At 48.2% G+C, this 24,551-nt stretch carries 30 protein-coding genes and 1 pseudogene; 1 reads left to right on the top strand and 30 read right to left on the bottom strand.

What is annotated here, in order from left to right:
• Positions 1-27: 27 nt before the first annotated feature.
• The 10 genes and pseudogenes from ACI6NM_RS13355 to ACI6NM_RS13310 all read right to left on the bottom strand — a co-directional run.
• Positions 28-111 (bottom strand): annotated as a pseudogene (locus ACI6NM_RS13355) (Maff2 family mobile element protein); the annotation flags it as partial.
• A gap of 90 nt (positions 112-201) precedes the next feature.
• Entirely contained in the window at positions 202-1,872 is a 1,671-nt protein-coding gene (locus tag ACI6NM_RS13350; RefSeq protein WP_119221492.1) for a recombinase family protein, read from the bottom strand.
• Positions 1,873-2,070, bottom strand: coding sequence for a hypothetical protein (locus tag ACI6NM_RS13345; protein ID WP_002595176.1), 198 nt, complete (start codon positions 2,068-2,070; stop codon positions 1,873-1,875). It lies immediately after the preceding gene.
• A 242-nt stretch (positions 2,071-2,312) separates the two neighbouring features.
• Complete coding sequence (locus ACI6NM_RS13340) at positions 2,313-3,650, bottom strand: virulence-associated E family protein (protein ID WP_008394605.1); 1,338 nt, start codon at positions 3,648-3,650, stop codon at positions 2,313-2,315.
• The gene (locus ACI6NM_RS13335; protein WP_025544160.1) at positions 3,619-4,263 is read right to left on the bottom strand and encodes a CHC2 zinc finger domain-containing protein; all 645 of its coding nucleotides are present in this window, start codon (positions 4,261-4,263) and stop codon (positions 3,619-3,621) included. Before ACI6NM_RS13335 ends, ACI6NM_RS13340 begins: the two co-directional genes overlap by 32 nt.
• A gap of 66 nt (positions 4,264-4,329) precedes the next feature.
• On the bottom strand, positions 4,330-5,904 hold the full coding sequence (gene mobQ, locus ACI6NM_RS13330) for a MobQ family relaxase (RefSeq protein ID WP_025544159.1): 1,575 nt from the start codon (positions 5,902-5,904) through the stop codon (positions 4,330-4,332).
• Positions 5,905-6,013: 109 nt separating this feature from the next.
• Positions 6,014-6,862 carry a MerR family transcriptional regulator gene (locus ACI6NM_RS13325; protein ID WP_054325003.1) on the bottom strand — a complete coding sequence of 283 codons (849 nt, stop codon included), beginning with the start codon at positions 6,860-6,862 and terminating at the stop codon, positions 6,014-6,016.
• A 345-nt stretch (positions 6,863-7,207) separates the two neighbouring features.
• Positions 7,208-7,504, bottom strand: coding sequence for a DUF3847 domain-containing protein (locus ACI6NM_RS13320; RefSeq protein ID WP_002594808.1), 297 nt, complete (start codon positions 7,502-7,504; stop codon positions 7,208-7,210).
• Positions 7,497-7,838, bottom strand: coding sequence for a DeoR family transcriptional regulator (locus tag ACI6NM_RS13315; protein ID WP_005924748.1), 342 nt, complete (start codon positions 7,836-7,838; stop codon positions 7,497-7,499). Before ACI6NM_RS13315 ends, ACI6NM_RS13320 begins: the two co-directional genes overlap by 8 nt.
• Positions 7,835-8,023 carry a hypothetical protein gene (locus ACI6NM_RS13310; protein WP_002304353.1) on the bottom strand — a complete coding sequence of 63 codons (189 nt, stop codon included), beginning with the start codon at positions 8,021-8,023 and terminating at the stop codon, positions 7,835-7,837. Before ACI6NM_RS13310 ends, ACI6NM_RS13315 begins: the two co-directional genes overlap by 4 nt.
• A gap of 483 nt (positions 8,024-8,506) precedes the next feature.
• Here ACI6NM_RS13310 and ACI6NM_RS13305 point away from each other — a divergent pair, with 483 nt between their 5' ends.
• Entirely contained in the window at positions 8,507-9,313 is an 807-nt protein-coding gene (locus tag ACI6NM_RS13305; RefSeq protein ID WP_007047423.1) for a helix-turn-helix domain-containing protein, read from the top strand.
• A gap of 98 nt (positions 9,314-9,411) precedes the next feature.
• On the opposite strand, the gene ACI6NM_RS13300 is transcribed toward ACI6NM_RS13305, so the two are convergent.
• The 20 genes from ACI6NM_RS13300 to ACI6NM_RS13205 all read right to left on the bottom strand — a co-directional run bounded on the left by ACI6NM_RS13300 (position 9,412) and on the right by ACI6NM_RS13205 (position 24,504).
• Complete coding sequence (locus ACI6NM_RS13300) at positions 9,412-9,930, bottom strand: ClbS/DfsB family four-helix bundle protein (protein WP_007047424.1); 519 nt, start codon at positions 9,928-9,930, stop codon at positions 9,412-9,414.
• Between the two features lie 55 nt (positions 9,931-9,985).
• Entirely contained in the window at positions 9,986-10,588 is a 603-nt protein-coding gene (locus ACI6NM_RS13295) for a Type 1 glutamine amidotransferase-like domain-containing protein (RefSeq protein ID WP_007047425.1), read from the bottom strand.
• A 51-nt stretch (positions 10,589-10,639) separates the two neighbouring features.
• On the bottom strand, positions 10,640-11,017 hold the full coding sequence (locus ACI6NM_RS13290; RefSeq protein WP_054325002.1) for a TnpV protein: 378 nt from the start codon (positions 11,015-11,017) through the stop codon (positions 10,640-10,642).
• Positions 10,977-11,249, bottom strand: a complete 273-nt coding sequence (locus ACI6NM_RS13285) for a helix-turn-helix domain-containing protein (RefSeq protein WP_054325001.1) — start codon at positions 11,247-11,249, stop codon at positions 10,977-10,979. Before ACI6NM_RS13285 ends, ACI6NM_RS13290 begins: the two co-directional genes overlap by 41 nt.
• Positions 11,250-11,531: 282 nt before the next feature.
• On the bottom strand, positions 11,532-13,145 hold the full coding sequence (locus ACI6NM_RS13280; RefSeq protein ID WP_110441882.1) for a recombinase family protein: 1,614 nt from the start codon (positions 13,143-13,145) through the stop codon (positions 11,532-11,534).
• Positions 13,146-13,286: 141 nt separating this feature from the next.
• A complete protein-coding gene (locus tag ACI6NM_RS13275) occupies positions 13,287-13,484 on the bottom strand; it encodes a transposon-encoded TnpW family protein (protein WP_055230548.1) in 198 nt (65 codons plus the stop codon).
• A 12-nt stretch (positions 13,485-13,496) separates the two neighbouring features.
• The gene (locus tag ACI6NM_RS13270) at positions 13,497-14,336 is read right to left on the bottom strand and encodes an ATP-binding protein (protein WP_015515277.1); all 840 of its coding nucleotides are present in this window, start codon (positions 14,334-14,336) and stop codon (positions 13,497-13,499) included.
• On the bottom strand, positions 14,333-15,076 hold the full coding sequence (locus ACI6NM_RS13265) for a phage replisome organizer N-terminal domain-containing protein (RefSeq protein ID WP_024738893.1): 744 nt from the start codon (positions 15,074-15,076) through the stop codon (positions 14,333-14,335). Before ACI6NM_RS13265 ends, ACI6NM_RS13270 begins: the two co-directional genes overlap by 4 nt.
• Positions 15,077-15,446: 370 nt before the next feature.
• Positions 15,447-17,063, bottom strand: coding sequence for a relaxase/mobilization nuclease domain-containing protein (locus ACI6NM_RS13260; protein WP_438500892.1), 1,617 nt, complete (start codon positions 17,061-17,063; stop codon positions 15,447-15,449).
• Positions 17,035-17,433 carry a plasmid mobilization protein gene (locus ACI6NM_RS13255; protein ID WP_055246091.1) on the bottom strand — a complete coding sequence of 133 codons (399 nt, stop codon included), beginning with the start codon at positions 17,431-17,433 and terminating at the stop codon, positions 17,035-17,037. The genes ACI6NM_RS13260 and ACI6NM_RS13255 overlap by 29 nt, the downstream gene beginning before the upstream one ends.
• Positions 17,434-17,974: 541 nt before the next feature.
• Positions 17,975-18,175: a helix-turn-helix domain-containing protein gene (locus ACI6NM_RS13250; protein WP_015536790.1), complete on the bottom strand. Its 201-nt coding sequence runs from the start codon at positions 18,173-18,175 to the stop codon at positions 17,975-17,977.
• Positions 18,168-18,611, bottom strand: a complete 444-nt coding sequence (locus ACI6NM_RS13245; RefSeq protein WP_438500891.1) for a sigma-70 family RNA polymerase sigma factor — start codon at positions 18,609-18,611, stop codon at positions 18,168-18,170. Before ACI6NM_RS13245 ends, ACI6NM_RS13250 begins: the two co-directional genes overlap by 8 nt.
• A 165-nt stretch (positions 18,612-18,776) precedes the next feature.
• A complete protein-coding gene (locus tag ACI6NM_RS13240; RefSeq protein WP_417017873.1) occupies positions 18,777-19,640 on the bottom strand; it encodes an AraC family transcriptional regulator in 864 nt (287 codons plus the stop codon).
• 176 nt (positions 19,641-19,816) lie between these two features.
• Positions 19,817-19,957, bottom strand: a complete 141-nt coding sequence (locus ACI6NM_RS13235; RefSeq protein WP_033121798.1) for a Maff2 family mobile element protein — start codon at positions 19,955-19,957, stop codon at positions 19,817-19,819.
• 206 nt (positions 19,958-20,163) lie between these two features.
• A complete protein-coding gene (locus ACI6NM_RS13230; protein ID WP_417017872.1) occupies positions 20,164-21,921 on the bottom strand; it encodes a VirD4-like conjugal transfer protein, CD1115 family in 1,758 nt (585 codons plus the stop codon).
• Positions 21,918-22,400, bottom strand: coding sequence for a PcfB family protein (locus tag ACI6NM_RS13225; RefSeq protein ID WP_417017871.1), 483 nt, complete (start codon positions 22,398-22,400; stop codon positions 21,918-21,920). Before ACI6NM_RS13225 ends, ACI6NM_RS13230 begins: the two co-directional genes overlap by 4 nt.
• A gap of 18 nt (positions 22,401-22,418) precedes the next feature.
• The gene (locus ACI6NM_RS13220; RefSeq protein WP_438500890.1) at positions 22,419-23,054 is read right to left on the bottom strand and encodes a DUF3846 domain-containing protein; all 636 of its coding nucleotides are present in this window, start codon (positions 23,052-23,054) and stop codon (positions 22,419-22,421) included.
• Between the two features lie 10 nt (positions 23,055-23,064).
• Positions 23,065-23,304: a hypothetical protein gene (locus ACI6NM_RS13215; RefSeq protein ID WP_438500889.1), complete on the bottom strand. Its 240-nt coding sequence runs from the start codon at positions 23,302-23,304 to the stop codon at positions 23,065-23,067.
• A gap of 44 nt (positions 23,305-23,348) precedes the next feature.
• Positions 23,349-23,570 (bottom strand): hypothetical protein, encoded by a 222-nt coding sequence (locus ACI6NM_RS13210; RefSeq protein WP_438500888.1) that lies wholly within the window; start codon positions 23,568-23,570, stop codon positions 23,349-23,351.
• 13 nt (positions 23,571-23,583) lie between these two features.
• A complete protein-coding gene (locus ACI6NM_RS13205; protein ID WP_438500887.1) occupies positions 23,584-24,504 on the bottom strand; it encodes a ParB/RepB/Spo0J family partition protein in 921 nt (306 codons plus the stop codon).
• Positions 24,505-24,551 lie beyond the last annotated feature (47 nt).

Raw genomic sequence — 24,551 nt, 5'->3', positions numbered from 1 at the left:
TTCCTTTCAGTTTCAGAATACCGTAGTTTAGCCAAAAAGTCCAGAAAGCAGCGGCACCAGAGTCGTGCCGATCAGTGCCACGCCGCCGCCAGCCATCAGCTGTTTTATCCCCAATTAGGTGTAAAACTCTGCTCGATGGCGGGCGGCGGCGTACAAAAAATCTATATGGTGTTTTTAAGAGAACCGTCCCGGCGGGACAGGTCAGGCAGTGACCTGTTCCACCTCCGGGATGGGTTTGAGATTAAAATGAATTTCGATAGAAATGTGTCTTGTTTTATCTTCGTCAATGCGCTCATGCACGACGATTTCTTTGATTAAGCGGTTGAGGGTGGCTGCGTCCAACTCTGTGATGTTGGCATATTCCTGAATGGCTTCCACCCATTGTTTTGCGTCATTGGCAAGCTGGACTTCATCGGACAGCCGCTTTCTGCCCTCGGACACTTTTGTTTTAAGTTCCGTCTGCTCGGTCTGTGTCTTTTCCAGCATGGTGTTGAAGTTCTGCTCACTGATACGCCCTGCAATCATATCTTCATAAAGCCGCATTACCATTTTGTCCAGAACCTCAATCCGTTCCTCGTCCCTTGTAAGGGAGCGTTCCATTGCTTCCCGCTGTTCCCGCTGCTCGGCTTCACAGGTATTGGTCAGGCGGTCAGCAACCGCTTTCCCGTCCATCAGGGCAGCTCTGGCACATTCCCGGATTTTCCGCAGCACATGACTGTAAAGGGTGTCATAATCAATCCGGTGCTGGGTGCAGTGGTTCTTTCCAAAGGCATTGTAGGTCTTGCAGGAGTAAATCTGCTGGGGATGTTTTGCGTTTGTGTAGCGTACCGTCAGAGACTTCCCACACTCGCCGCATTTTATCAGTCCGGCAAACAGGCTGATTTCATTGGTCTGCCCCGGACGCTGGCGGGATTTCAGCTTGTTCTGCACAATGTCAAAGCTCATGCGGTCAATCAGCGGTTCATGCTGTCCTTCCACTACAATCCAGTTCTCCGGCTTCTTTTCCCCAATCGTGCCGATTTTGAAACGGTAGTCCTTTTTCTGGGAAGCAATCGCCCCAGTGTAAACGGGATTCATCAAAAGGTCTTTGATAACGGAAAAGTCCCACATATACCGCCCGTTTTCCGGGTCTTTCTTTTCCCATTTGGTGCGGGTATTGCGAAGCCCCCGTTCCCGGTTCCACCATGTGGGGCAGGGGATTTTTTCTTCCTCCAGCCGTCTGCGGATATAGTTCGGACCATGACCGTTTAGGGCATATCCGAAAATCAGCCGCACAATCGGGGCGGTTTCCTCGTCAATGAGCAGATGGTTTTTGTCCTCCGGGTCTTTCCGATACCCAAACGGGGCAAGACACCCGGTAAACTGTCCTTTCTGCGCTTTCAGAAGATAAGAGGAATGGACTTTCTTGGAAATATCCTTGCTGTACATCTCGTTCAGGATATTCTTGAACGGGGCGATGTCGTTGTTATCCCGCAGGGTGTCGATACCGTCATTCATGGCGATATAGCGGACACCGTTTCTTGGGAAAAAGTCCTCAATCAAATGCCCTGTTTGCAGATAGTTACGCCCCAGTCGGCTGAGGTCTTTCGTGATGACAAGGTTGATTTGCCTGCGCTCAATGGCTCTCAACATTCTCTGTAAATCAGGACGCTCCATATTAAGACCTGTGAAGCCATCGTCCTGATAGACTGCCACAACCTCCCATCCCTGCTTTTCGCAGTATTTTTCCAGCATATCACGCTGGTTTGCGATACTGGCACTTTCGCCTTGCAGGTCATCGTCCTTTGACAGCCTGCAATAGACCGCCGCACGATAGCCCCCGGCAAGTGCTGAACCGATTGTTCTGTATTCCATTTCGTTCATCATAGCCATTTACCCACACAATCCAGACGGTATCTGGCTCTGTTGAACCTCATCTTCATTATACTTCAAATCTTTCTTTTTAGCAAGATATTCTTTTGTATTTGTTTTGCCGTATTTCTGGGAAATCAGGCTGACGAACACATCGGTGGCGTCCAGTTCCCCGTCAAATACGGTTGTCACTTCAATCTTGGTCTTATTTTTCGCCATAGGCAGTTATCCTCCATACATGAAAATAGCCAGACAGAGAACGGTCGGCAACGAAGTCCGGCAACGGGCTTCAAAAGACCTTGCAAACAATCTCAATCTGGCGTTGATTACTATTTATACTTTTCTTTTATTTTTCTGTTGTTTTGGTTGTCAGAGAGGGAAAAAGCCCGGAAATAAGGGATTTTCCCCGGCAACCGGCTCGGCAACGGGATAGCAACGAAGTCGGCAACGGGCTGTCATTTTCAGAATGGAAGCTCCATCTGCTCTGTGACCTCCACAAAACCGTCCATAGATTTTTCGGGCGGGTTGTCGGTGTCCGTTGCCGGGATTTCACGCTCCCAGCCCTTTTGTCTGCCGTATTCCGCAAACATCCTCGGATTGGAAAAGTAGTTCCACCCGGTAATGCACTGGTTCATTATCTCGTTGATTTCCCGGATTTCCCATTGCTTCGGCTCATCAAAGGTGTGGTTTAAGGCTTCCTTGTAGAGCTGCTTGGAGCAGACCGTTTCCCCGGTGTACTTATCAAGGTAAGCCTGTATCATCCCGGCTTTGGTGTCCTCCGGCATAAAATCCCGCTGGTGTTCTTTGAGATACCGCTGCATGGCTGGGCTGAATGACAGCTTGAACATGCCGCTTCGGTAAATCTCCATTGCTTCCGCCCACATCTGGCTGATATAGGCTCTGGAAGCGGCTTCGTCCTCCAAAATGTGAACCTCGGCTTGCTCCGGGTACACCATGACCGGGATAAATCGGCGGTTGCCGGAACGGTCAAGGGGGAGAAAGTCAAGGGCGTTGGAAGTGCCGCCGAACACGCATTGACGGGGGCGGTCTGCCGGGTGAGTTTCATAGGGAATTTTGTAAACCTCTTTCTGGCGGCTTAGAAAGGACTTGATTTCCTCAATGCTCTTGGCATTGGCGGTTGCCATCATTTCCGACATTTCAATTATCCAGTGACCTTGCAGCTTGCGGTACACGTTATCATCGTCCAGCTTCCGCAAATCATCGGAAAACCACTCGTCCCGGACTGCCAGCAGCCGGAAGAAGGTGGATTTGCCAGCCCCCTGACCGCCTACCAGACACAGCATGATTTCAAACTTGCTTCCGGGCTTAAATGCCCTTGTAATCGCCCCCAGCATGAACAGCTTCAAGGCTTCATAGGTGTAATCGTCCACATCAGCTCCCAGAAAGTGCCGCAGACAGAAGCGGATGCGCTCAGTCCCGTCCCATGCAAGGCTGTTCAGAAAATCCCGGATGGGGTGGTACTTATTCTCATTCGCCACAATCCCGATGGCGGTTTCAATCTTTTTCTCACTGGTAAGCCCGTAGGTTTCCTCCAGATAGAGAAGCAGATACTTCATGTCCGTATCGGTCAGGGCTGTGCTTTCTCTGTGAAAACCGATGGGCTTTATGATGTCCTTGCGGTCGGTCAGGATGTTGTAGGCGATTGCCCCGGCAAGCACAGGGTCACGCTGGAATACGGTCAGGCAGTTCCGTATGCTCTGGCGGACGCCGCCTTTCTCGGTGGTTTCCAGAGTTGCCTTTACTTCCTCAACGCTCTGGGGCGGCTGCATGGCGTTCATGGTGTTTTTTAGTTCTTGCTGCGTCTGCGGCTGCAAGCTCTGCCATTCGCTGTTCAAGCTGTATCACATCCTTTCCGTAGTCCATAATCAAAACCGCTTTTTCCTCTGTCTCCCCGAACAGCAGCACATCCAGCAGATATTCCACATGGGCTTGCTTCTGCAAGGCTTCCACGAACCGGGGATGAAACGCTTCCTCCGGGGAGTGCGGGGCATAGTCGGTTTTCCATACCCGTAAGAGGTGTAGATAATCGGCAAGGACACGGAAGCAATGTGCCTTTGCTTCCCGGAACTGTTCTTCCGGGGATTTCTGCCGGGGCTTGGGCTTCCTTGCCCTGCCCGGTGGCTTCCAGTCCTCATAGGCAAGCCCGAAGTCACTCGCCAACTGTGCGGCGGCTTCCTTTTTCCCCAGCCCGTACAGGGCAGCTACAAAATCAATCACATCCCCATCTGCACCACATCCGAAGCAGTGGAAACGCTTGTCCAGCTTCATGCTGGGGGTCTTATCGTTGTGGAACGGGCAGCAAGCCATCCCGTTTCTGTTTACCCGGATTCCGTAATGCTCCGCAGCCTGTCTTGTCGTAACGGACTGCTTCACAGCTTCAAATACATTCAAATCAATTCCTCCTTGTAAAAAAGAAAAGGCACTTATCATTCTCAATCTGAAAATGGCAAGTGCCTGTTAAAGTTCCATATCCTGTTGTTTGTGTTTCGTCTGCGCCGGGGCGTTTTTCTGTGCTTTCTTCTCGTCAGCCTTATCCTGCAAGACTTCTTTGAGGGGCTGCTTCTTGGGCGGCTCTTTGCTTTCCTCTGTGCCGGGTGTGGCTTTCCGTACCCAGTAGCGGATGTCCCGCAGCTTCTTCAAATCTTCCTGCACCTCGGTCAACGGTACTTTCAAGTCTGCGATTTCGCCCACAAGCTTCGCCTGTTCCTGCAAAAGCTCCTTTTTCGTGCTGTCCTTATCATCCGGGTGCTTGGCAAGGTAGGCACTGGCTTTCTCAAACCGGGCAACCTCCGGGTGTTCCAGCTTGAATTTTTCCTTAGTTTTCTTGAAAAATATCTTCTGGTATTTCTCATAAACGGGCTTACATTCCTTACAGTCCGTCCGGGCGGCAAGGATAGCGTCAATCACGTTGCTGCGGGTTTCCTTTGGCTTCATCTGCTTTCGGTAGTCGGCGGCAGATTTCCCGGACGTTTCTATAAAGTTTTCCAAATCCTCCACGGTGGAAAGTCCCTTTCTCTGAAGATAGGACAGGGCTTCGCTGACTGCCTTTAAGTCTTTGGAAGTTCCACGGTTTTGTCCCGCCCGTGTCCAGTCGCTCCGTTCTGCCTTTCGTACCTCCATGTACTTCATCAACAGATTGGGAAGAAATACCGCTTCCTCCGCAGCTTTTTCCGCAAGCAGTTCTTTTCGTTTTTCACTAAGCTCGATAATCCAGCCTTTGAGATTTTTAATAAGCTGCCGGATAGACTTCATCAGGCTGTTGGCGGCTTTGATTTCCCGGTTCAGATTTCCGATGTTGGTCTGAATCCCTCGCTTTTCCATCTGCCGGACAGCAGCACCCTCATGGACGGTAGGGATAATATCAAGCCCCTGTCTTTCATAAGAACGGAGATCCACCCGCTCCGGGCGGTTGTTGGCTTCCAGATAGCGGTTCTGGATGATCTCCCATTCATGCCGCCAGATTTCACAATACTTGCGGTCGTTCCAGTCAACCGTATCTTCCTTGTGACTTTTCCATCTGCCGGACGGAAGTTTTATCCGTTCCCCGTTCTCGTCAAGGTCATAAACCTTGCGGCTCTTGGGAAGCCATTTCCCATGTTCATCCATTGCCCGCATAGTCAGCATGACATGAGCGTGAGGGTTTCCGTCCCCTTTGTCATGGATGGCAAAATCCACGCACATTCCTTTGGAAACAAACTGCTGATTGCAGAAATCCCGGACAAGGGCGGCGTACTGGTCGGGCGGTATCTCTCTGGGAATGGAAAGCACCCACCGCCTTGCAAGCTGGGAGTTCCATTGCTTCTCAACAGCTTCGGCGGCGTTCCATAAGGTATTGCGGTCTGCATACTCTGGCGGGGCATTTGCCGGGAGCAGGATTTCATTATGGACGATACCACGCTTTTCTGGGTAGTGCTTCACTTGCTGGTCGTATTCACAGAACAGCTTTTCGCCGCTTTGGTAAGCAGCGGCGGCAACAGCAGACTGGCGGTTGCTACGCTGGACGATGGAGATTTGATTGTGTGGACAGGGCATTTAGTGTTCCTCCTTTCCGATTTTAGGTATAAAAAAAGCAGGAGACCTTTTTCAGATTTCCTGCTTGGTGTGCCGCTGGGGGCGGCGGGTATTTAGTTAAAATTCAAGATTACTTAACTTTATAATAGTTTTCTATTGCCTGTGCAAAGAAATCAGAAGCCCCTTCACCGTATTTTTCGTCTATCATTGGTTTGATTTGTTCATTGCGGTAATACTGCGCCTGTGCCATCATAAAGCCTTTTTCTTCTTTTATCTGGGCAAGCTGTTTCATAACAAAGCCATATTCTCCAACAAGCTCTTTTACTTCAAAAGAATCTATGTCACAATTCTGTTTTGCAATCAGTTTTTGCAAAATCGCTTCTATCCGTTTGTTATAGCTTTCTGCAACTTCTTTGCTGACGGGAGTTCGGGCAACAGACAGAAACTTGTCCTTTCCACCATACCATTCAACTACCTTTGCATAGCCTTTCTGCATTTCTTCCGAAGATACGACTTCCATATAATGCTTTTTCCATTGTTCAATGCTACCAAATTCTTTAATTGCAATGTTTCTCATATTCTCCGGCATATGCTCAAGCATGGTTTGGAACATTTCTTCTACTTCTGTTTTGGTAAAAATTGTAAAATCCATTTTGTTCTCTCCTTTCAGAATGTCATCAATGCTGGCAATCAGACGTTCCATTCGTTCTTTCTTTGTTACCAACATTTTTCGCTGTACTTGTAGAATCTGATTTCTTTCAAGAGCCGGATTGTCCAAAACAGCTTTGATTTCTTTCAAGGAGATATCAAACTCACGGAAAAATAAAATCTGTTGTAATGTTTCCAGTGCCTTATCGTCATAAAGCCGGTATCCCGCATCACTTTTTTCTGTTGGCTTTAACAACCCGATTTCATCATAATAGTGAAGCGTGCGAACGCTGATACCTGTTAAATCTGATATTTCTTTTACTGTCCTCATAGCTGCTGACCTCCTGTTCCTGATAAGGTAACTTTAATCTATGACGTTCCGTGAGAGTCAATAGGCATTTTCATTTTTTAGTATAACATTTTTCATTTCTTCTCAAAAGACAGAAAACTGATTCTGTAAAACTTGTCGGCTGGGAACAGCTTGCAACGCAAGGTGTCCCCAGATGGCAAGTCCACAAAAGGGTAGCTGGCGAAAGCCAGCGCAGGGGAAGTGTAGCGTCCCCTGTTTGATTTGGAGCAGACCGTGGCTGCGGAAAATTACAGCCCTCCGGCGAGGAGCCTTCGGAGAACGCAATGCACCAACCTTTGGGTGGTGTATAATTGCGCCCTTAGTAAACTAAGGGGTTTCCGGCTTCTCCCGTTCCAGCAGTTTTTTCAATAGTTCCTGCGTGTCCTGCCTGTGAAAAATGAGTTTCAACAGCAGCATGACATCATCATCTGTCAGGCGTTCCGGCTCTTGCAGAAAACTTTCCAGCATACCGCCACGAGTACAGAGCCGGTGCGTCCGTTCCTTTCGGGTAAGCTGCTTCAACTGGTGCTGCAATGCCTTTTCATCATTGATGGCTTTCCGCAGTTTCTTTTCGCTTTTTTCCAACTCCCGGTTGAGCTTTTCCAGTTTTGAGGTATCAGGCAAGGGCAGCGTCCTCCTTTCCCGGTATCAGCACATAAATCCTGTTTGGTTCTCCAATGCCCTGACGCACCCGCATGATAAGTCCGGCGGTTTCCAGTTCATTCAGAGAACGCTTGACCGTCATGGGGCTGCGGGACAGGACTGCGGCAATGGCTGTGATGGGGAAGCAGACAAACAGGATTCCGTTCTCGTCCTCCTTCCCTTTGGATAGCATAGCGTCCAGCATCCGGCAGTACATGACCTTTGCGGTGCTGCTGACTGGAAATCCTGTCAACGCTCTGGGAAATGGCATACAGGGCGGTAATGGTGTGTCTATCGTCATAAATTCAAAATTCATTCGGTGTGTTCCTCCTTTTTCTTTGCTCGTTTGGATAAATAACGGGGGCAGTCAATCACAACCGCCCGGAAGCTCTGCTTGCACCCATGCTGGCATTTCCGGCATAATTCGTTGTAAGTGACACGCCCCCGGTCATTGAGGTAAAAGGAAAGCTCATGCTTCCTCTTTTTGCTCATTCTCGGCATATTGTGTTTCCTCCCGTTTTCGTGTATGGTTTCGGGGCGATTTTCGGCAAAATTACAGCCATAGAGCCGCTTAAAATCTCCCAAAGTATCAGCGATAGGGTAGACTATCCCCCTATCAGATTGTCGTGTTTCGGTATCATTTCGGTGTCAGTTCGCCAGTTCTCCCCGGTGTCGTTCCTCCCCTGAATCTCACAGCGGCGTATCGCTCCCTTTGGTACGCTCGTTTCGGTCAGGGTTCCTCCATATCCCTGCCAAAAGTCATGGCGCTACATCGCCGGGGAAGCATATCCCACACAGGCTGGTCATTCGATTGGAATAATCCATCGATGAACTACCTGTATCATAGAACATTTTTGTGCCCTGTGCCGTATGTCCACAAAGTAGGAATTAGGGGTAAAAATCAGAAATTTCCACGATTGCGGAAAGTGTGATATAATCCAGTTAAACGGCAACAATGAAACCGCCGGAAAGGAGCGTGCACCCATGAAAGGAGCAACAAGCATACAGGAACGCCTTTGGGAACTCCGCAAGGACAAAGGCTTAAATCTGGAAGAACTTTCAAAGCTGACGGGTATTTCTAAATCAGCCCTTGGCAGTTATGAAAAAGAAGATTTTAAGGAAATCAATCATGGAAACCTCATCACGCTGGCAGACTTCTATGGGGTTTCCGTTGATTATCTGCTGTGCCGGACAGAGAACAAGGAGCAGATCAACACGCCATTGACGGAGCTGCATTTGAACGATGAGATGGTTGCACTTCTGAAAAGCGGTCGGATTAACAACCGTCTGCTCTGTGAGCTTGCCACACATAAAGATTTTATCAAGTTTCTTGCAGACATTGAGATTTATGTGGACGGGATTGCCACCATGCAGATTCAAAACCTCAATGCACTTGTTGATACCGTCCGGCATGAAATCATTGAACGGTATCGCCCCGGCGAAGATGACCCGCATTTGAAAGTGCTGCAAGCTGCCCATATCAGTGATGATGAATATTTCAGCCACATGGTTCTGGATGACCTCAACCTGATTATCCGGGATATTCGGGAATCCCACAAAAAGGACAGTGAAAGTGCGCCCCAGACCACCGTTGCCGATGAACTGAAAGAAAATCTGGAAGCCGTCGAAAATTTCAAGGGCAGCCGTTTGGAAAAACTGGCAATGCTTTACTGCAAGCAACTCGGTATCAACTACAAAAATTTATCGGAAGAAGAATTTCGCTGGCTGATTCGGATTCTCCAAAAATCAAAGAAAATGGGAACGCCTATCAGCCAGAGGAAAAAATGGTAAAGAAAAACCGCTGTTGCATGGTTTGTTGGCTTCATTCCATGTAGCAGCGGTTCGTGCTGTGATTATTCAGTTAGAATTTCTGAAAGACAAGCTGGAAGTTATAGTGCAATCTTTTTCCATTTTCTAATCTTGGTTCTAAAGGTTCCGAACGGAGCAACTGTATTAACATGTATGAATTTGTATACTTCCCAGACGGCTGTTTTAGTTGCTTCGTCAGCCCATTTTCTCATATGTGGTTTAAATAATTCTTCCTCACTCAGAGAATCAATCATTGCATAAATAGAGTTGATATTCTCATTCAATCTGTCTTTCAATTCTTGCAGTGACAGCTGGGCATATGTATCTGTGAACCATTGATATAATTCGCCAAGCTGATTCCACTTAAAATTATCCGAAGGAGTTTTGACAGGAATACCCTTTCTTTCGTCTGATTCCCATTTAATAACAAGAGTTGTCCAGCCGACCTGATAAGCAAGATTTTCAGCTGGAGTTCGATCGATCTCATCAACTCTCTTATCTTTTAAATGCTCAGGAATATCATTAAATTCTGAAATATACTTTGCAAAGCTTTTATTTATCTCGTTTTTAAGCTCGTCTTTATTCTCATATGTTCTCAATAGTCTATCCCCCTCAGCTTCCGATTTTCCGGTTTCAAAAACAGGAATTTTCAAATTAGTCTTTGCAAATAACCTTTGAACCTTCACCATCAATTACAATTCCCTGACGGTTGTTAATTGGGCATAGATTCAAATCCGAAAACTCAGTCATTATTTTCTCGGTAACTTTCTTAAATGGTGCTGTAAGATAATGCGGAAGAACATAGAAATCAATCAAATCAAGCCCTGCATCATCTTCTTGTGAGTAGTCCTCTGGCTTTTCATCCATTTGCTCGATATATTGGATGCTTGGAGCGCATATAATTGCGCCTGCCGACTCGCCAATCATCAATTTTCCATTTGCCAATTCCTTTTTCAGCAGCCCATCAGCTCCCGTCTTACGGAGCTGGTCCATAAGAAAAAAAGAATTTCCGCCGGTAAAATATATCACATCTGCATTTTCAAAAACAGACTGTATCGTTGAATAAGCCTCCGTTGAAATATCAATTTCAGTTACGATTGCTCCCAACTTTTTGAATAATTTTCGAGCCGAGCCGACATAACCGATGTAGCCTTCACGCAGCGAAGCTGTTGGAATAAATGCGACTTTCTTATTTTCAATTTCTTCCTTTATCAGACTTCCTACACTTGAAAAGTGCGAACATAAAAATAGTTTCATCAATATTCTCCTTTATAGATTTCGATTTATCATAATTATTCTACCATATCGTTATGAATAAATCATCTCATGCAAAACAATTTCTTCTGCCCGGTTGCGAATGTTATTGCAACGCTGCACCCATTCCATTTGACAGGTACGCTTTAATTCCTCAGTCACACCCTCGGCAGCTTTCATCTGCTCCATGATGGTATCGAACCGCTTCTGTGCCTGTTCGTTCAGGTCTGCAAGATATGTCCACAATTCTCCGGTCAGTATCAATGTGTTCAATCTGGCTGGATGGACTTCTCTTAAATATTCCCGGTGCATCCGTCCATATTTTCCGATGGGGCGGTGTTCCTCCGGCAGTTTCAAGTCTGGGATGTAGTAATCTCCGACAAGAATATAATCAATTCCATTTTCCGTTATTCTTGGTTTCAATTCGCTCATGTTCCTTACCTCCTGTGGAAGTAGGCTCGTCTGGTACTAACTCAATCACATCGGTAATCTCACAATTCAGCGTTTCGCAGATACGGGCTAATGTATCCATGCTGATGTGCTTTCCCTCTTTGCTCATGTTGGCAATCATATTTGTTGTCATACCAGCAGCAAGCCTTAAATCCTCTTTTCTCATATCACGCTCTAACAGTGTGTGCCAGAGTGGTTTATAGCTGATGTGCATATTGTTTTCCTGCCTTTCTATCCATACCACCGGGGCGGCTGCCCCGGCAGGAACTTTTCTCTTATTATAACACCAATCTTGTGAAATCACAATTTATTCTTGTAGACTGCCGCTGATACCGTCTGGATTGTGCTTTTCCTTTCGTTTTTTGTTCCAACTAATTAGCCATGAGCTGCTTCATGCCCTGAGACTTAGCTTGTGTACGATAAAGAAGCAATAGAAGTGTAAAATTTTTTGCCGTTCCCATCCGGCACTTGAGCTTTGTGTCGGATAGGTCGGGCATTATTCGTCGGGAAGTTCTACCTTGCCGACAAAGCTGTAATAAATATCAATGTCCTGTCTGCGTGTGCCGTTCTCGTCATAGCTGCACTCATGGACAACGATTTTTTCAATAAACTCCCGCAGCAGGGTATGGGTCAATTCCTCAAAGCTGGTGTACTTGCGGACAACTTTCATAAACTTTTCCGCATTAACCGTGGCTTCCTGTGCCTTTGCCAGTTCCGCTTGCAGTTCGGCGGCACGGCTCTTGACCTGTTTCTGTTCGGCTTCATAGTCTGCGGAAAGTTCCGCAAAGCGTTCATCAGAAATACGCCCGGTCACACTGTCCTCATAAAGCCGCTTGAAGATAGCGGACAGCTCCGCAATCCGCTTTTCGGCTGCGTCCAGTTCCTTTCGCTTGGCAGCGTTGCGGCGTTTGCCGCCGTCCTCGTTCTGCTCGATCAGCAGCTTCATAAACTGCTTTTCATGCTTGGCTGCATAGCTTGTCACTTTCCGCAGATTGGCGGTCACACCCGCAGTCAAAAGGTCGGTGCGGATAAAATGTGCGGTGCAATCGTGGGTACGCTTCTTGTAGTTGCCGCAGATGTAGCAATCCTGTTTTCGGGTTTTGTTCTCGTATCTCTGCTGATAGAGGACGCTCCCACAATCGGCGCAGAACAGCAAGCCGGAGAACAGACCGACTTCATCATAGCGGTTTGGACGCTTGCGCTGCTTGCGTAATTCCTGCACACGCTCCCATGTGGCAAGGTCAATGATTGGCTCATGGGTATTCTCGAAAATGACCTGTTTTTCTTCGGGATTTTCCACGCTTGATTTGACCTTGTAGGACACTTTCTCGGTCTTGAAGTTTACCGTATGCCCCAGATATTCCTTGCGTTCAAGGATATGGACAATCGTGTTGGTCGCCCACTTGTAGGGATAATCGGGGTAGTAACGGCGTGTGCTGCCTGTCCTGCGGTATTCCAATGTACCCGGTGTTGGGATTTGCTGCTCGGTCAATATACGGGCGATTTTGGTCGGACCGTTCCCGGCAAGGCACAAGCTGAAAATCTGCTTGACGACCGGGGCAGCTTCTTCGTCCACGATAAAGCGTCCGTCCTCACCTTTGAGATAGCCATAGACCGGCTGACTTGTGATAGGCTTGCCACTCATGCCTTTGCTGCGGAAAACTGCCTTGATTTTCTTGCTCGTATCTCTCACCATCCATTCGTTGAAGATATTACGCAGAGGGGCAAAATCATTGTCGCCCTGTGCGCTGTCCACTCCATCGTTGATAGCGATAAAGCGAACGCCCCTTTGTGGGAAAATCATGTCCGTATACATTCCCACTTGGAGATAGTTTCGCCCTAATCTCGACATATCCTTGACAATGACCGTTCCGACTTTCCCTGCTTCAATATCCGCAAGCATGGCTTGAAAACCGGGTCTTTGGAAGTTCGCACCGGAGTACCCATCGTCCGTGTACCATTGGAGATTGGTATAGCCGTTCTGTTTTGCATAGCTTTCCAAAATACGCTTCTGGTTGGAGATGGAATTACTCTCGCCCTGCAATTCATCTTCATGGGATAATCTCGGATAAAGGGCAGTAATGAGGTTTTGGGTTGTCTGTCTAATCATGGTTTCCTCCATTTCCGACAGCCAGCCCCGCTATTCCGTAAGGAAATTATATCACACGGGGCGGCTGTCTGTATAGCTGGTAAATGTGAATTTTGCTTCTTTATCGCCCGTCATTATGACGATTTTTTGGAATTAGGCTTGTCATGCAGTATAACTTGGCTTGTGTGTAGCTGCGGTTTCCGCTTCAAGCACTTTCATCATCTTGTCGGCTGCGGTGGCTGTGGTATCTTTCTTGAAAAAGCCGGACACAACAAGCACGGTGTTACCCATGCGGATCTCCGTCACGCAGTCCGGGCGGCGGTCGGTGCGGTCATTGTTATTCTGTTTGTTTTCTGTCATAGGCAACTCCTTTCACTTCAACAGTTCTTTTAGTCCATTGAGCTTGGCTTGTGCCGTTTCCTTTCGGAAGTTCTCGCCTGTAAAGAGGATAGGCAGACACATTTCAAGCACTCGGTCATAGATACGGGCGTGGGCGGTGTCCTGTGGATTTTGCAGTTCCGTAAGGCTTAGATTGGTGGTGACAATCAGCGGCTTTCGGCTGCGGTATCGGCTGTCAATTACATTGTAGACCTGTTCCAAACCGTACTCTGTGCCACGCTCCATACCAAAATCATCAAGTATCAGCAGAGGGAAACGGCAAAGACGCTCGATATATTCGTTTCGCCCCTCAAAGCTGGCAGTTAAATCATTCAGTATCGCAGAAAAGTTTGTCATGCGTACGGAGATTTCCTGTTCCATAAGGGCATTGGCAATGCACCCGGCAAAATAGCTTTTTCCTGTGCCTACCTTGCCCCACAAGAGCAGACCATAGTTGTTTTCTCTCATCTGCTCCCAATGCTCCACATATAAATGTGCCTTGCTCATCTGCGGGCATTTGCCGTTGTCATGTGCAAAAGTCCATTCCTGCATGGTGAGGTCGGTAAAGCCCCGGCGTTTCAGTTCCATAACGGTGTCAAGGTGTCGTCTGCGTTCCTCGGCGGATTCACATTCCAAACGCTTCTCCCGTTGGCAGTCACATTCTGTCGGGTGCTTGTCATGCCCCAACCATGCGGCGGTTTCTTTGGGAAAGTAGGCTTCTTTCGCCGTGCGGCACTTGCCGCAGTAAAGCAGACCGTCCTCGCCCGTGTAGTCCTCCGGCTCTGCGGTAGTAGTCATCATATTCAAAACGGTATCGGTAAAAAGTTCAGTCATAAACTCTCGCCCTCCTTAAAGGTGTAATCGGGTATGCCTTTTTTCGGCGGTTTCTTGGCTTCGTCCTCCTGCGCCCACTTGTATATCGTGGCTGCATGGCTGCGGTATTTCGTTCCTTTGGACGCTATATGAGTAGATAAGCGGTCAATATAATACTCCCATTTGTCGGGCAGTTCCGCTTTCAGCTCGTCCAGTTCCGTATCGGAAAGAAACACATTGTTGTATCTGCCATAGCTGCGGGCGGGGGCTTGTCCCGTTTCTAACTCTCTCTCTTTTTCTATCTCTATATCTATCTCTTTCTTTATCTCTATCTCTGGTGGACGAATGTCGGACAAATGTCCGCCGTTTGTCCGGGGTGGTGGCAAAGCCTTGTTTGCAAGCCTTGCCGCCCGTTTTCGTTCCGCTTCGGTAGAGGATTGCCCTATCATCAGTTCAATATCGGTCATGTAGAGTAAGCCGCCGTGTAGCTGCTCCACAAGCCCCAACTGCTGAAAAATCCCTAACGCCCGTTCCACCGTGCCTACCTGCTGACGGGTAAGAGTGGCGATCATCTGTGCTGTGTAAGGGATATTCTCGTCAAGCTGCAACTTGCCGCCGTTTTTCAGCGATTTTAAGTACAGCTTCAAGAGAATGTTGGAATAGAGAATACCGTCTGGCATACTCTCCAACAGCACGATAGCGTCATCATCAAAATAGCTTTCTTTCAGTTTGAGGTAGTAATATTTGCGGTTATCTGCCATAGGCGGTGTCCTCCTTTGGTTTCCAACGCTTGGAGTAATACCGGTGGCAGAGGATAATCACGGTTCGGAAACTCTGCTTGCAATCGTGGGTGCAGCCCCGGCAAAGGTCGTTATAGGTAATTCGGTTTCGGTGGTTGAGGAAAAAGCTCCATTCAAGCCGCCGTTTGTTGCTCATGCGTGGCATTGGTACGCTCCTTTCTGCCGTTTCCGTGGGTATCACGGATAGGGCGGGAAAACTGTATCTTCTCGGTATCATTTTCGGGGATTTTTTGCCCTGTACGCCCTGCTTTGAGGTCGGGGAGTATTGCGGATAGGGGGTAAGGGCATATCCCTGTTTTTGTTTGGTTTCGGTATCATTTCGGGGCGGTTTTTAACGCTCCTGTTCATGCTTTTTCTGTCGGCTCGGCTCGCCGTGGTGCATTTGGGAAAGATTGCTTTTCATGGTCTGCAACTCCCGGACACGCTCTTTATTTGCCCGGTACTCGTTGTAAAGGGCGTTCTTCTCGGCGGTAAACTGCTCGATTTCAGCCTGCAACGATTTATAGGTGGGCAGCTTGGTAATGCCTTTTTGCCGAAAATATCTTACGGCTGCGTCTGCTATGATAAAGTCGCTTTCATGCTTTTCCCGGTAGGCTTTGCGTGCCTTATCGGTTTTCTGCTTTTTCAATCCGTCACGCACATCTCTTGTCTTGGCATAGGCAAGCACCTGTTTCTGCAAGTCCTTTTTCTCACGGATAGCCGTTTCAATGGGCTTCAGCTTGGCGGTGCTGCTGTGTAAATCCGCATTGGCAGACACAAGGGCTGCGTCCAGTTCATCCGGGGTAAAGCCGTATTGCTCCATAGCGGCAACGGTAGCCGCCATCTGTTTGAGATTGTGGACAGCCGCCCAACGGTCATAGCCGATACCTTTTCCCTCGGCTCGCTTCGCCGCACGGTCAACCATTCTCTGAATGTTGCCTGTCGGGGCGATTTTCTGCGTTTTTCCTCGCTCTGTGCGGTTTGTTTCAGCGGTATGGTATTCGGGTATGGGTACGGTCTTTTCGGCGGCTCTGTGGGCGTTCTGCTCCAAAAGAGTAAGAACAGCAGCACGGTCAAAATCATCTCCCAGTTTTCGGGCGGTAATGGGTTTCGTTCTGTCCGGGGTAAGGTAGGACAATCGCCCTCGGCTCTCTTTGACGGTCACGCCCTGTTGCAGAAGTAAAGCGGAAAACTCGTCAAAGGTGGTCGCTTCGCTCATGGCATTCCGTATGGTCTGCCGCAACTTCGCCTTGTCGGTTTCAAACTTGGTCTGCTTTACAGGCTTCCCCTCGGCTGCAAGGGCGGCATTTTCCTTGTCAAGTTTGGCTTGTCCTTTTTTATGCGCCCAATACTCACGCTCGGTAATGCGGTTTTTGCTGCCATGCAATAGGTCAATCTGATAGAGATTTTCCCGGTGGCACATCTCCATGACCTCGGCTTTGAAGTATTCCATAGCAGCGTCCGTACAGCGGTGCTTGCACCCGGCACGGGTATCTGCCGGTCTGTCCATGTAGGGCAGTAAGGGTACTTCCTCAATACGCAGAGAATTGATAACAATGTGAACATGGATATTGCCGCTGTGGTTGTGTCCGTCCGGGTGGGTACAGACAATGGCTTGGTGTCCTGGGAAATGCTCGGCACAAAATTCCTCGCCCAATGCTTGCGCCCGGTCTACGGTCAAGCCGTTGTCCGCTGCGTCCCGTGGGTCAAAGGAAATGATATAGTGGTGGCTTTTCACATCTTCCCGTTTTTGGTTCTTGCCGTATCGGAGATTTGCCCGCATACAGGCAACGGCAAAATCTTCCTCGCCGCAGTTCAGCGCGGCTATTCGGTAATCCTCCCGAAGTATGAGCCGCCCGGCTTCGTCAAGGGTGGGCTTCATGGTAAACTCGTCATGCTCAAAGGTTAGATACTGCTCGGCTGCACCGTAGTCCGCATTTTTAGAGCTGATATGCTTGAATGTTGCCAACAGCGTCACCTACCTTTCGCAAGACTTCAAACTTCAAGGCGGCAAGGTCGGAAATGGCGGCTCGCACTTCAACGGACAGCGTATTGTAGGGCGTTCCGTATTCGTTGAGGGCACGGGCGATCTGATTAAGGTTGCCGCCGATTTTTCCGTATTCGGCTATCAACTTTCCAATAGCGGACAGCAGTTCATCATTGACCGGGGAAACGGTAACAATGGGGCGAATGGTCGCCCTTGTAATGGCTTGTCGGATAAACTCGGCTTGGCTCATGTCATAATTCTTTAGCCGTTCCGTGAAGTCGGCATATTCTTCTTCGGTCATGCGTGTCTTGACTACATGGCTTCGGTGGGGCGTATTGTATCGCTTTCCTATGGGTATCAACTCCTTTCACTTACCGCCGTTTTGTGGGCGATTTTTTAAGTATTTTTTGGTGGGATTTTCAAGCGGCACAAGCCGCATAGCAGGGTTTGGGGAAGGCACTCCCCAACAAGATTCCCGCAGGGGCAAAATGAGCGATAAGCGAATTTTGGTACTGCGGTAGAATCTTGCTCTAAGAAACTGCCGGACTGCCGTTCACTTGCTACTGCCACTTTTTCGGGAAATCTATAACCAGCTTTTTTATAAAAGGCTGCGGGCTGGCGTTCTCCCCTTACTCCCTACAACACCGCAAAAAGCAAAAATGACGGACTTTCCGGCAAGAACTTTTCCTGCGGCGTGGTCTTTCCCGACAATAAGGCGTTTCGGAAGCTGCGTTTTGCCCGCTGTCTAAAAAAATGGCAGCCTTTTTAGCTTCAATGTCTAATACGGAACTTTTGGAAATTTGCCAAAAATGGGCGCAAAAAAAGCAGCAAATCTTTTTCGGATTTACTGCATCATGTGCCGCTGCTGGGCGGCGGGATATTCAGTTTTTATGTTATCGGTCAAGCCGGAACTTGAACAGGCTTTCAATCAGCTTTGTTCTGATGTAGTCCTCCATATCAGAATTATAATAGCCGTTCATTTTGGAGAAATAGCGGATATACCCGGCATATCGGTCAAGGACAGCTTGTATCGCTATGGGGTCGCCCTCATGTGCTTTTATTATCGTGTCATAGGGGAGAAGTAGGCTACTCATGGGACAGCACCTCCATTACTTCTTTCAGCCGCTTCAAGGCAAGCTGGATATGCCGCCCGATTGTGCTGCGTGTCCAGCCGCTTTGTTCTCCGATTTCTTTCTGCTTCAAATGCTGGAAGTAATACAAAAAGATTTCCTCCTGCGACTGTTCCGGCAGTTCGGCAAGAGCCGCCGCAAGGGAACAGTTATCTAAAAATATCGTCTGCCCCCGGACGGAGAATGGATAAGTTTCGCCATAGTCTGGCACTTGAAAATACTCGTCTATGGTGCTTAGTGGGACAAACTTTTCTTCGGTCAAATATTCAAGGGAGATTTCCCGTTTCCACCTCGCCGCCAGCATACGGGCAGCGTCAAAGGACGCATGGCGAATAACAATCCGGCAATAGGTATCATGGGTATAGCGGATATGTTCTTGATAGGCTTCGTATTTAGTCATGGAAAATCCCCCTTTCTTCGATTATGGGAAAGGGCGGCAGCACTTTTTGCTGTCGCCCCTTGATTACCCACCAGCAAGGACAGTCGGGGCTGTCAACGGCGGGCGAAGCCCGTTCATTTTACCGTTGACTGGCTCGGCTGGTTTTGCTACTTTGCTTAGGCAATTTTACTTTTTGCGAACAGGAATCCATATCTCGCTGTAATAATCTTTATCCCCGGTGCCTTTCGCATAATCATTCGGGTTACTGTACATCTCAATATGATACCCGGCTGCGATTTCGTAGTCTTTATTCTGCGGCAGCCACTCCGAAAAAATCTTTTCATGAATGTCATGTAAAGATGAAGTGTTTGCAAGCGCACCTTTACACGGAAAGACAGCCCATGTATATTCGGGAATAACCTGTGTAACAAAATCAGCCGGAATTTCGTTGAGCGGGTTATAGTTATCGGCAATCAGATATTCAAATTCATTGCCGCTCATATCGTTGTCTACGGATATTCCATACATACTGTCAATGAGTGTGTGTTTTCCTAACTGATTAAAGTCCACCCAGAATTTAGGGATTTCAGTATCAGCGGTTTCATACTTGAATACCCTCGATACTCCAACCACGGTAAACGGCGCTTTTTTAACAATTTTGTAGTCCATCGTATAACCTCCTGTTAAAATTAGTTTGATTTTCAGAGGGGCAAATGACTTTATCATTGCCTCTCCTTTGCGTATGGCAGTAGGAGTAGCACCATGAAAACGAAGAAATGCTTTTGTAAAACTATCCGGCGAATCATATCCGTACTCAAGCGCAATATCAATTATTTTCCTGTCGGTGGAAACAATTTCACTTCCAGCAAGCGTTAGTCTACGCCTTTTGATGTATTCCCCAACTGTAAAACCACAAAGCATAGAAAACCCTTTTTGAAAATAATATGGAGAAATGATTGCTTGTTTTGCAATATCCGCAATCGTTAATTCTTCTGTGATATGGCTTTCAATATAGTTAATGGCTTCGCTGATACTTTCACTCCATTCCATGTTGTTACCTCCTCTGCATTTATAGATTCTACACTTTTTGAAAATCGTTTTCCCGATTTTTTATGCTCAAAGTTGTCTACACTTTCTCACAAAATATTTTACACTAATCTTTCCAAATTACAATGTGAACCAAAGGAATAGTAGGGTGGCTATCAATCAAATTCTTGTTTGTTACTTTACCGCACATGAGCATTGGCACCAGGGTTGTCGTTGCCGTAGCCTTCCAGCAGGTTGATGGCTCCCCAAATGCCAAGACCGGCACCAAGTGCGATGACGAGGGTCTGAAGAACGGTTACTGCGCTGTTGAAAAATGCCATAAATGTGTACCTCCTTGTACGATGCGCCCTTGTGGGCTGATGAATAGTGATTTCCCATCTGCATGTGCACCTGCAAATGGACAAACATATAGCCAGGTCTCCAATCCTAATCAGAAACCTGGCTATGTAAAGAGGCGGCAGCTCGCCGCCCCTTCTTATTCTGTTGCCAACAGCACACTTATGACATCTTCGTCACTGGAATAAACTTACTTAGCATGATCTGCATCAACCACTTCGTACTTATCACCGGGCTTGAGCTTCAGCCGATGGTCGAGGAACGCCTCGATGCTGAACGTGTTTTTCTTATCAGCACCGGCAGTGAGCTTGTAGTTCGGATGCTGGGTCAGATCGTATTTATCTGACTTGAACGGTCTGACACCGCGCAGCTGCAAAATACATTTTCCGCCATCCAACACAGCCAGTTCATCCACCGAAGCCAGGTCATGCCCAACCTTCTGATAATTGGTGCCGTAGGATGGGCTGTTGCCTCTTGTATCGGAAGTGTTGTACAGATCAATCGTTTCTTTCCCCAATGCCTGATTCAGCTCTTTTAGCGTAGTCGGCTCCGAACCACCAAGAAAAATACGGGAATCCATATTGCCGATGATGGTATCAGCATTGTCCTTGTAGATTGCCTTCAACTGGCTCTGTGCCTGAAGTACCAGACATGCCGAGATTTCTCTTGATCGGATGGTGGCTACCAGCTTTTCCAGATTCGGAATCTGACCAATGTTCGCACACTCATCAATGAGGCAGCGCACATGCACCGGCAGTCTGCCGTCGTAGACATCATCTGCTTTCTCGCACAGCAGGTTAAACAGCTGTGTGTAGATCATGGAAATCAGGAAATTAAAGGTCGGGTCTGTATCGCTCATAATGAGAAACAGAGCCGTTTTCTTATCTCCCACCGTATCCAGCGACAGTTCATCGTACATGGTGATATCACGGACTTCCTCAATATCGAAGGGAGCCAGACGTGCGCCGCAGCTCACCAGAATCGACTTTAAGGTTTTGCCCGCAGCCAACTTGAACTTGGCATATTGCCGGACAGCAAAGTGATTCGGCTTCTTCTTTTTCAGTGCTTCAAACATCTGATCCACTGGATTCTGAAAAGTTTCATCATCCTCGCGCACTTCCATCGCATTCAGGAATTCAATCAGCGTTGCAAAGTTCTGCTCTTCCAGCGGTGCCTCATAGTGGATATAACCAATCAAGGCACAATAAAGCAGGGTCTCTGCCTTCGTCCAGAATTCATCACCGGCCTTGCCGTCTCCTTTGGTGTTGGTAATGAGGGTTGTGGTCAGCTTCAAAATATCCTTTTCGCTGTGAATATACGAAAAGGGATTGTAATGCATCGACTTTCTGAAATTGATGGTATTGAAAATCCGGATGCTGTATCCGTTCTTCAAAAGGGCTTGGCCGCAGTCGATTACGATATCGCCTTTCGGGTCAGTGACCACGTAGGAGCTGTGGCATTGTAAAAGGTTGGGTTTAAGCCAAAACCTCGTCTTACCGCTGCCGGAGCCGCCCACTACCAGCACGTTTTTATTTCGGGCATTTGCTGGATTCTTCGGGCGATTGCCCATCATCATCCGCTCCGTCCTAGTCAGAATCACATTATTTGCAAACACCGGATCTTCAAACGGTTCGATGTCTTTCTGCGTACCCCAACGAGCAGAGCCGTACTCCATGCCATGGCGATATTTCTTGGCATTTTTGCCTTTCAGATACACAGCAAGCCGCAGACCCGCTCCGCAGCACACACCAATCAGCAAATCCATCGGATGCAGACTTGGCATCGGATTGGAAAAAGCTGCACCCAGGGCAGAAAGAAAGCCGAGGAGCTTTTCAGACATGTCTGCGCCCTCGGCAATTCTCCACGCTTCTCCCAGATTGGTACATACAAGACTGGCAATGAAGTACGGCAGGTTCAGGATCAGCAGCTTTTGGGTCTTATTACTCATAGATCACGCTCCTGACTTTTGTGACGAACCTTATCCGGCAGAATTGCAGCCACCAGTTCTTTGAGCTTGTTAAGCTGCTCCAGAATACTCGGTTTTTCCTTTGCTTTCAGCTTGCGGTTGGTGAATTCCTCAAAAGCGGAAGTAAGTGCATCCGCATCCCTCGCCTTAAAGAACACCGTGTACTTGGGTGGAATCACATTTTGGTCTTTCGTAATGGCATAATCCACACCATATTTCCTCGCCACCTGTTCAAAGCCTTTCAAATCCGTTTTTTCAATAGGGATACTGCTGACTCCCTGATTCTGACCGATCAGTTCTTTGATGCTCTGCTTTCCAATCGGCAGCTGCGCTGTTTTCTGAGCCACCTTAGCCTGATGATGCCGTTTCCACGCATTATAGCCATTCACGATGGTGCGAAAGGTCAGTTTCGTGGTGCTGATTGCCAGATTGACGGTACGATTTTCAACTTCTTCCTGCATGAATCTCCGCCTCCTTCCTTACAGACTGTCCCGGTCCGGTGCCGGTTTGCTCTTTTCCTGGGGCTTTTCAGCCTTTTCCTCCATCTTTTTCACCATGTCATCCGGGACCGGAATTGCCATGATGCTGCGCCCCATACGAACGAACATCTGGGGCTGATGGAACTGCTCCTCAAATTTCTGCATCTGCTCCGAAGTCAGAGAACCAAAGTCATCCTCTGTCAGCCCTACCACCAGAAAATCACCGGCATAAATGTCCTGCATATCCCCGTCTTCGGTGTAAATCGCACGGTTCAGCGGCAAACCATTGATTTTACCGGATTCGTTCAGAATAATGGCTACTTCATCCTCAAATGGATAGGTCACTTCAATATCGCCGCCGACCATGGCCTGCAAATCTTCCAACTCCGTGCCAACACTGATTTTCTTCGGATAGGCGTTGGGCTGCACCAGCAGCACATCCATTGTCCTTGTCTCTGCCAGTTCATGTTCTCCCACGGTCTTGAAGTCTACGCCGGTGAAATCGCCGGAATCCAGAACATAGTCCTGATTGTTCCACGCCTGCGTCACCATGCGTTCCGCGTCTTCCTGTGAAGCAGCTTCCACGGAAACCTTTCTCTGGAGAGTCTCTGTAATCTCCACATCAAATTTCTTCATAGGCACCTCCTTAGATCAGGCGCAGTGCCGGAACCAACTCGCCGCCAATGGAAACCACCGTCAGGTTTTCGTTCACATAGTCGATGGTGTGTTCCAGCGTAAACAGATTGACGCTGCACTCGTTGCCGTTCTGGTCGATTTCCGAAACTTCCGCAGCTCCCAGCAGATAGCGGGTTCCGTCAGTCTCGATCACATCGCTCTCATCATAATGGAGAAGCAGTTCCCCATCTGCCACCAGATCAGCTTGCATCTCATCGTAAACATCCTCAAAGATGTCTCGACTGCCGTCCTCGGTCAGAAGTTCACCGCCAGCCCCGGCAGGATCACCATCACAATGCGCTCCTTCGGGTGATCTTCACGGATTGCCTCCAACATCACCCAGTTATGAAGCATAGCAATGGACTTCTCAAACATGGGATCATCCATCGGATTCGGCTGCGATGCACCGTTCGGGCAGTTCTTGCAGTCCATGCTGCACACTGCGCTATTCTGATTCTTCTTAAAGTTCATCATCATAAAAATCTCCTTCTCATCGTTCCATATCTCGTTGTTTACTTCGCTGCCACTTTTCCAGCAGCCGAATAATCGTGTCCTGCATCTGCTTCGGCGTATAGGATTTCGGGAAATACTTCCGAAGAACCTCGTTTTTAATTGTCACATGGTCAAGCTCATCCTTTTTGATTTCATTCATCACTTCACACATGGCATCCAAGGTACAGCCGCCCTCCTGCGAGAGCTTTTTCAGCCGCTGCGCCTGCGACAGGGATGGAGATGCCTGTGCATAGTCCATTGCCTCCAGAAATTCTTTCTGTTCAGACGGTTTCAGATAGGACAGCTCTACCGCCGGATTGAAAGCGATTTTCTTCTCATCCACCATATCCAGGATTTCGGTAATCAAGTTGGTAAGGCGGATATAGCGAAAAATTTGATTTTTGCTTGTACCAAGCTCTTCCGCCATTTCTTCACTCGACAGTTTTCCAAAATTATTCCCAAGTTGGGAATCGTTTTCTTTCGATGGCCTTCCTGCCTGATGCTTCATCGCTTCCAACTTCATCTTGTAGGAAAACGCTCTCTCGCTGGGAAGGATATTTTCCCGCTGCAAGTTGCTGTCCACCATAAAGATGATTGCCGCATCATCGTCCATTTCCTTGACGATGACCGGCACCGTCTCCAAACCTGCCAGCTGTGCCGCATGAAGCCTGCGGTGTCCTGAAAGGATTTCGTATCCGCCTTCCGGGTCAGGTCGGACAATCAGCGGTGATACCACGCCGATCTGCTTAATGCTCTCCACGGTCTGTTCCATCAGCTCATCGTCCAGCACCTTAAAGGGATGCCCTTCAAAGGGATGCAAGTCAGAAAGCAGCATCTCCGTCCGCTGCTCCTTAGCCGCAGCGTCGACAGCTGAGCCACTGCGGTTTTCTGTTGTAATACTGGTTTTTGCTTTTGCCATTCAGCTTCTTAACCTCCTTCCAGCGGTGGTAGATGTCATTCTTGCCT

The sequence above is a fragment of the Pilosibacter sp. YYHA0881 genome (genome assembly GCF_051602715.1).
Lineage (GTDB): Bacteria > Bacillota > Clostridia > Lachnospirales > Lachnospiraceae > Alitiscatomonas > Alitiscatomonas aceti.
Note: the sequence above shows the minus strand (reverse complement) of the source record. Positions and strands in the feature narration are given on the sequence as shown.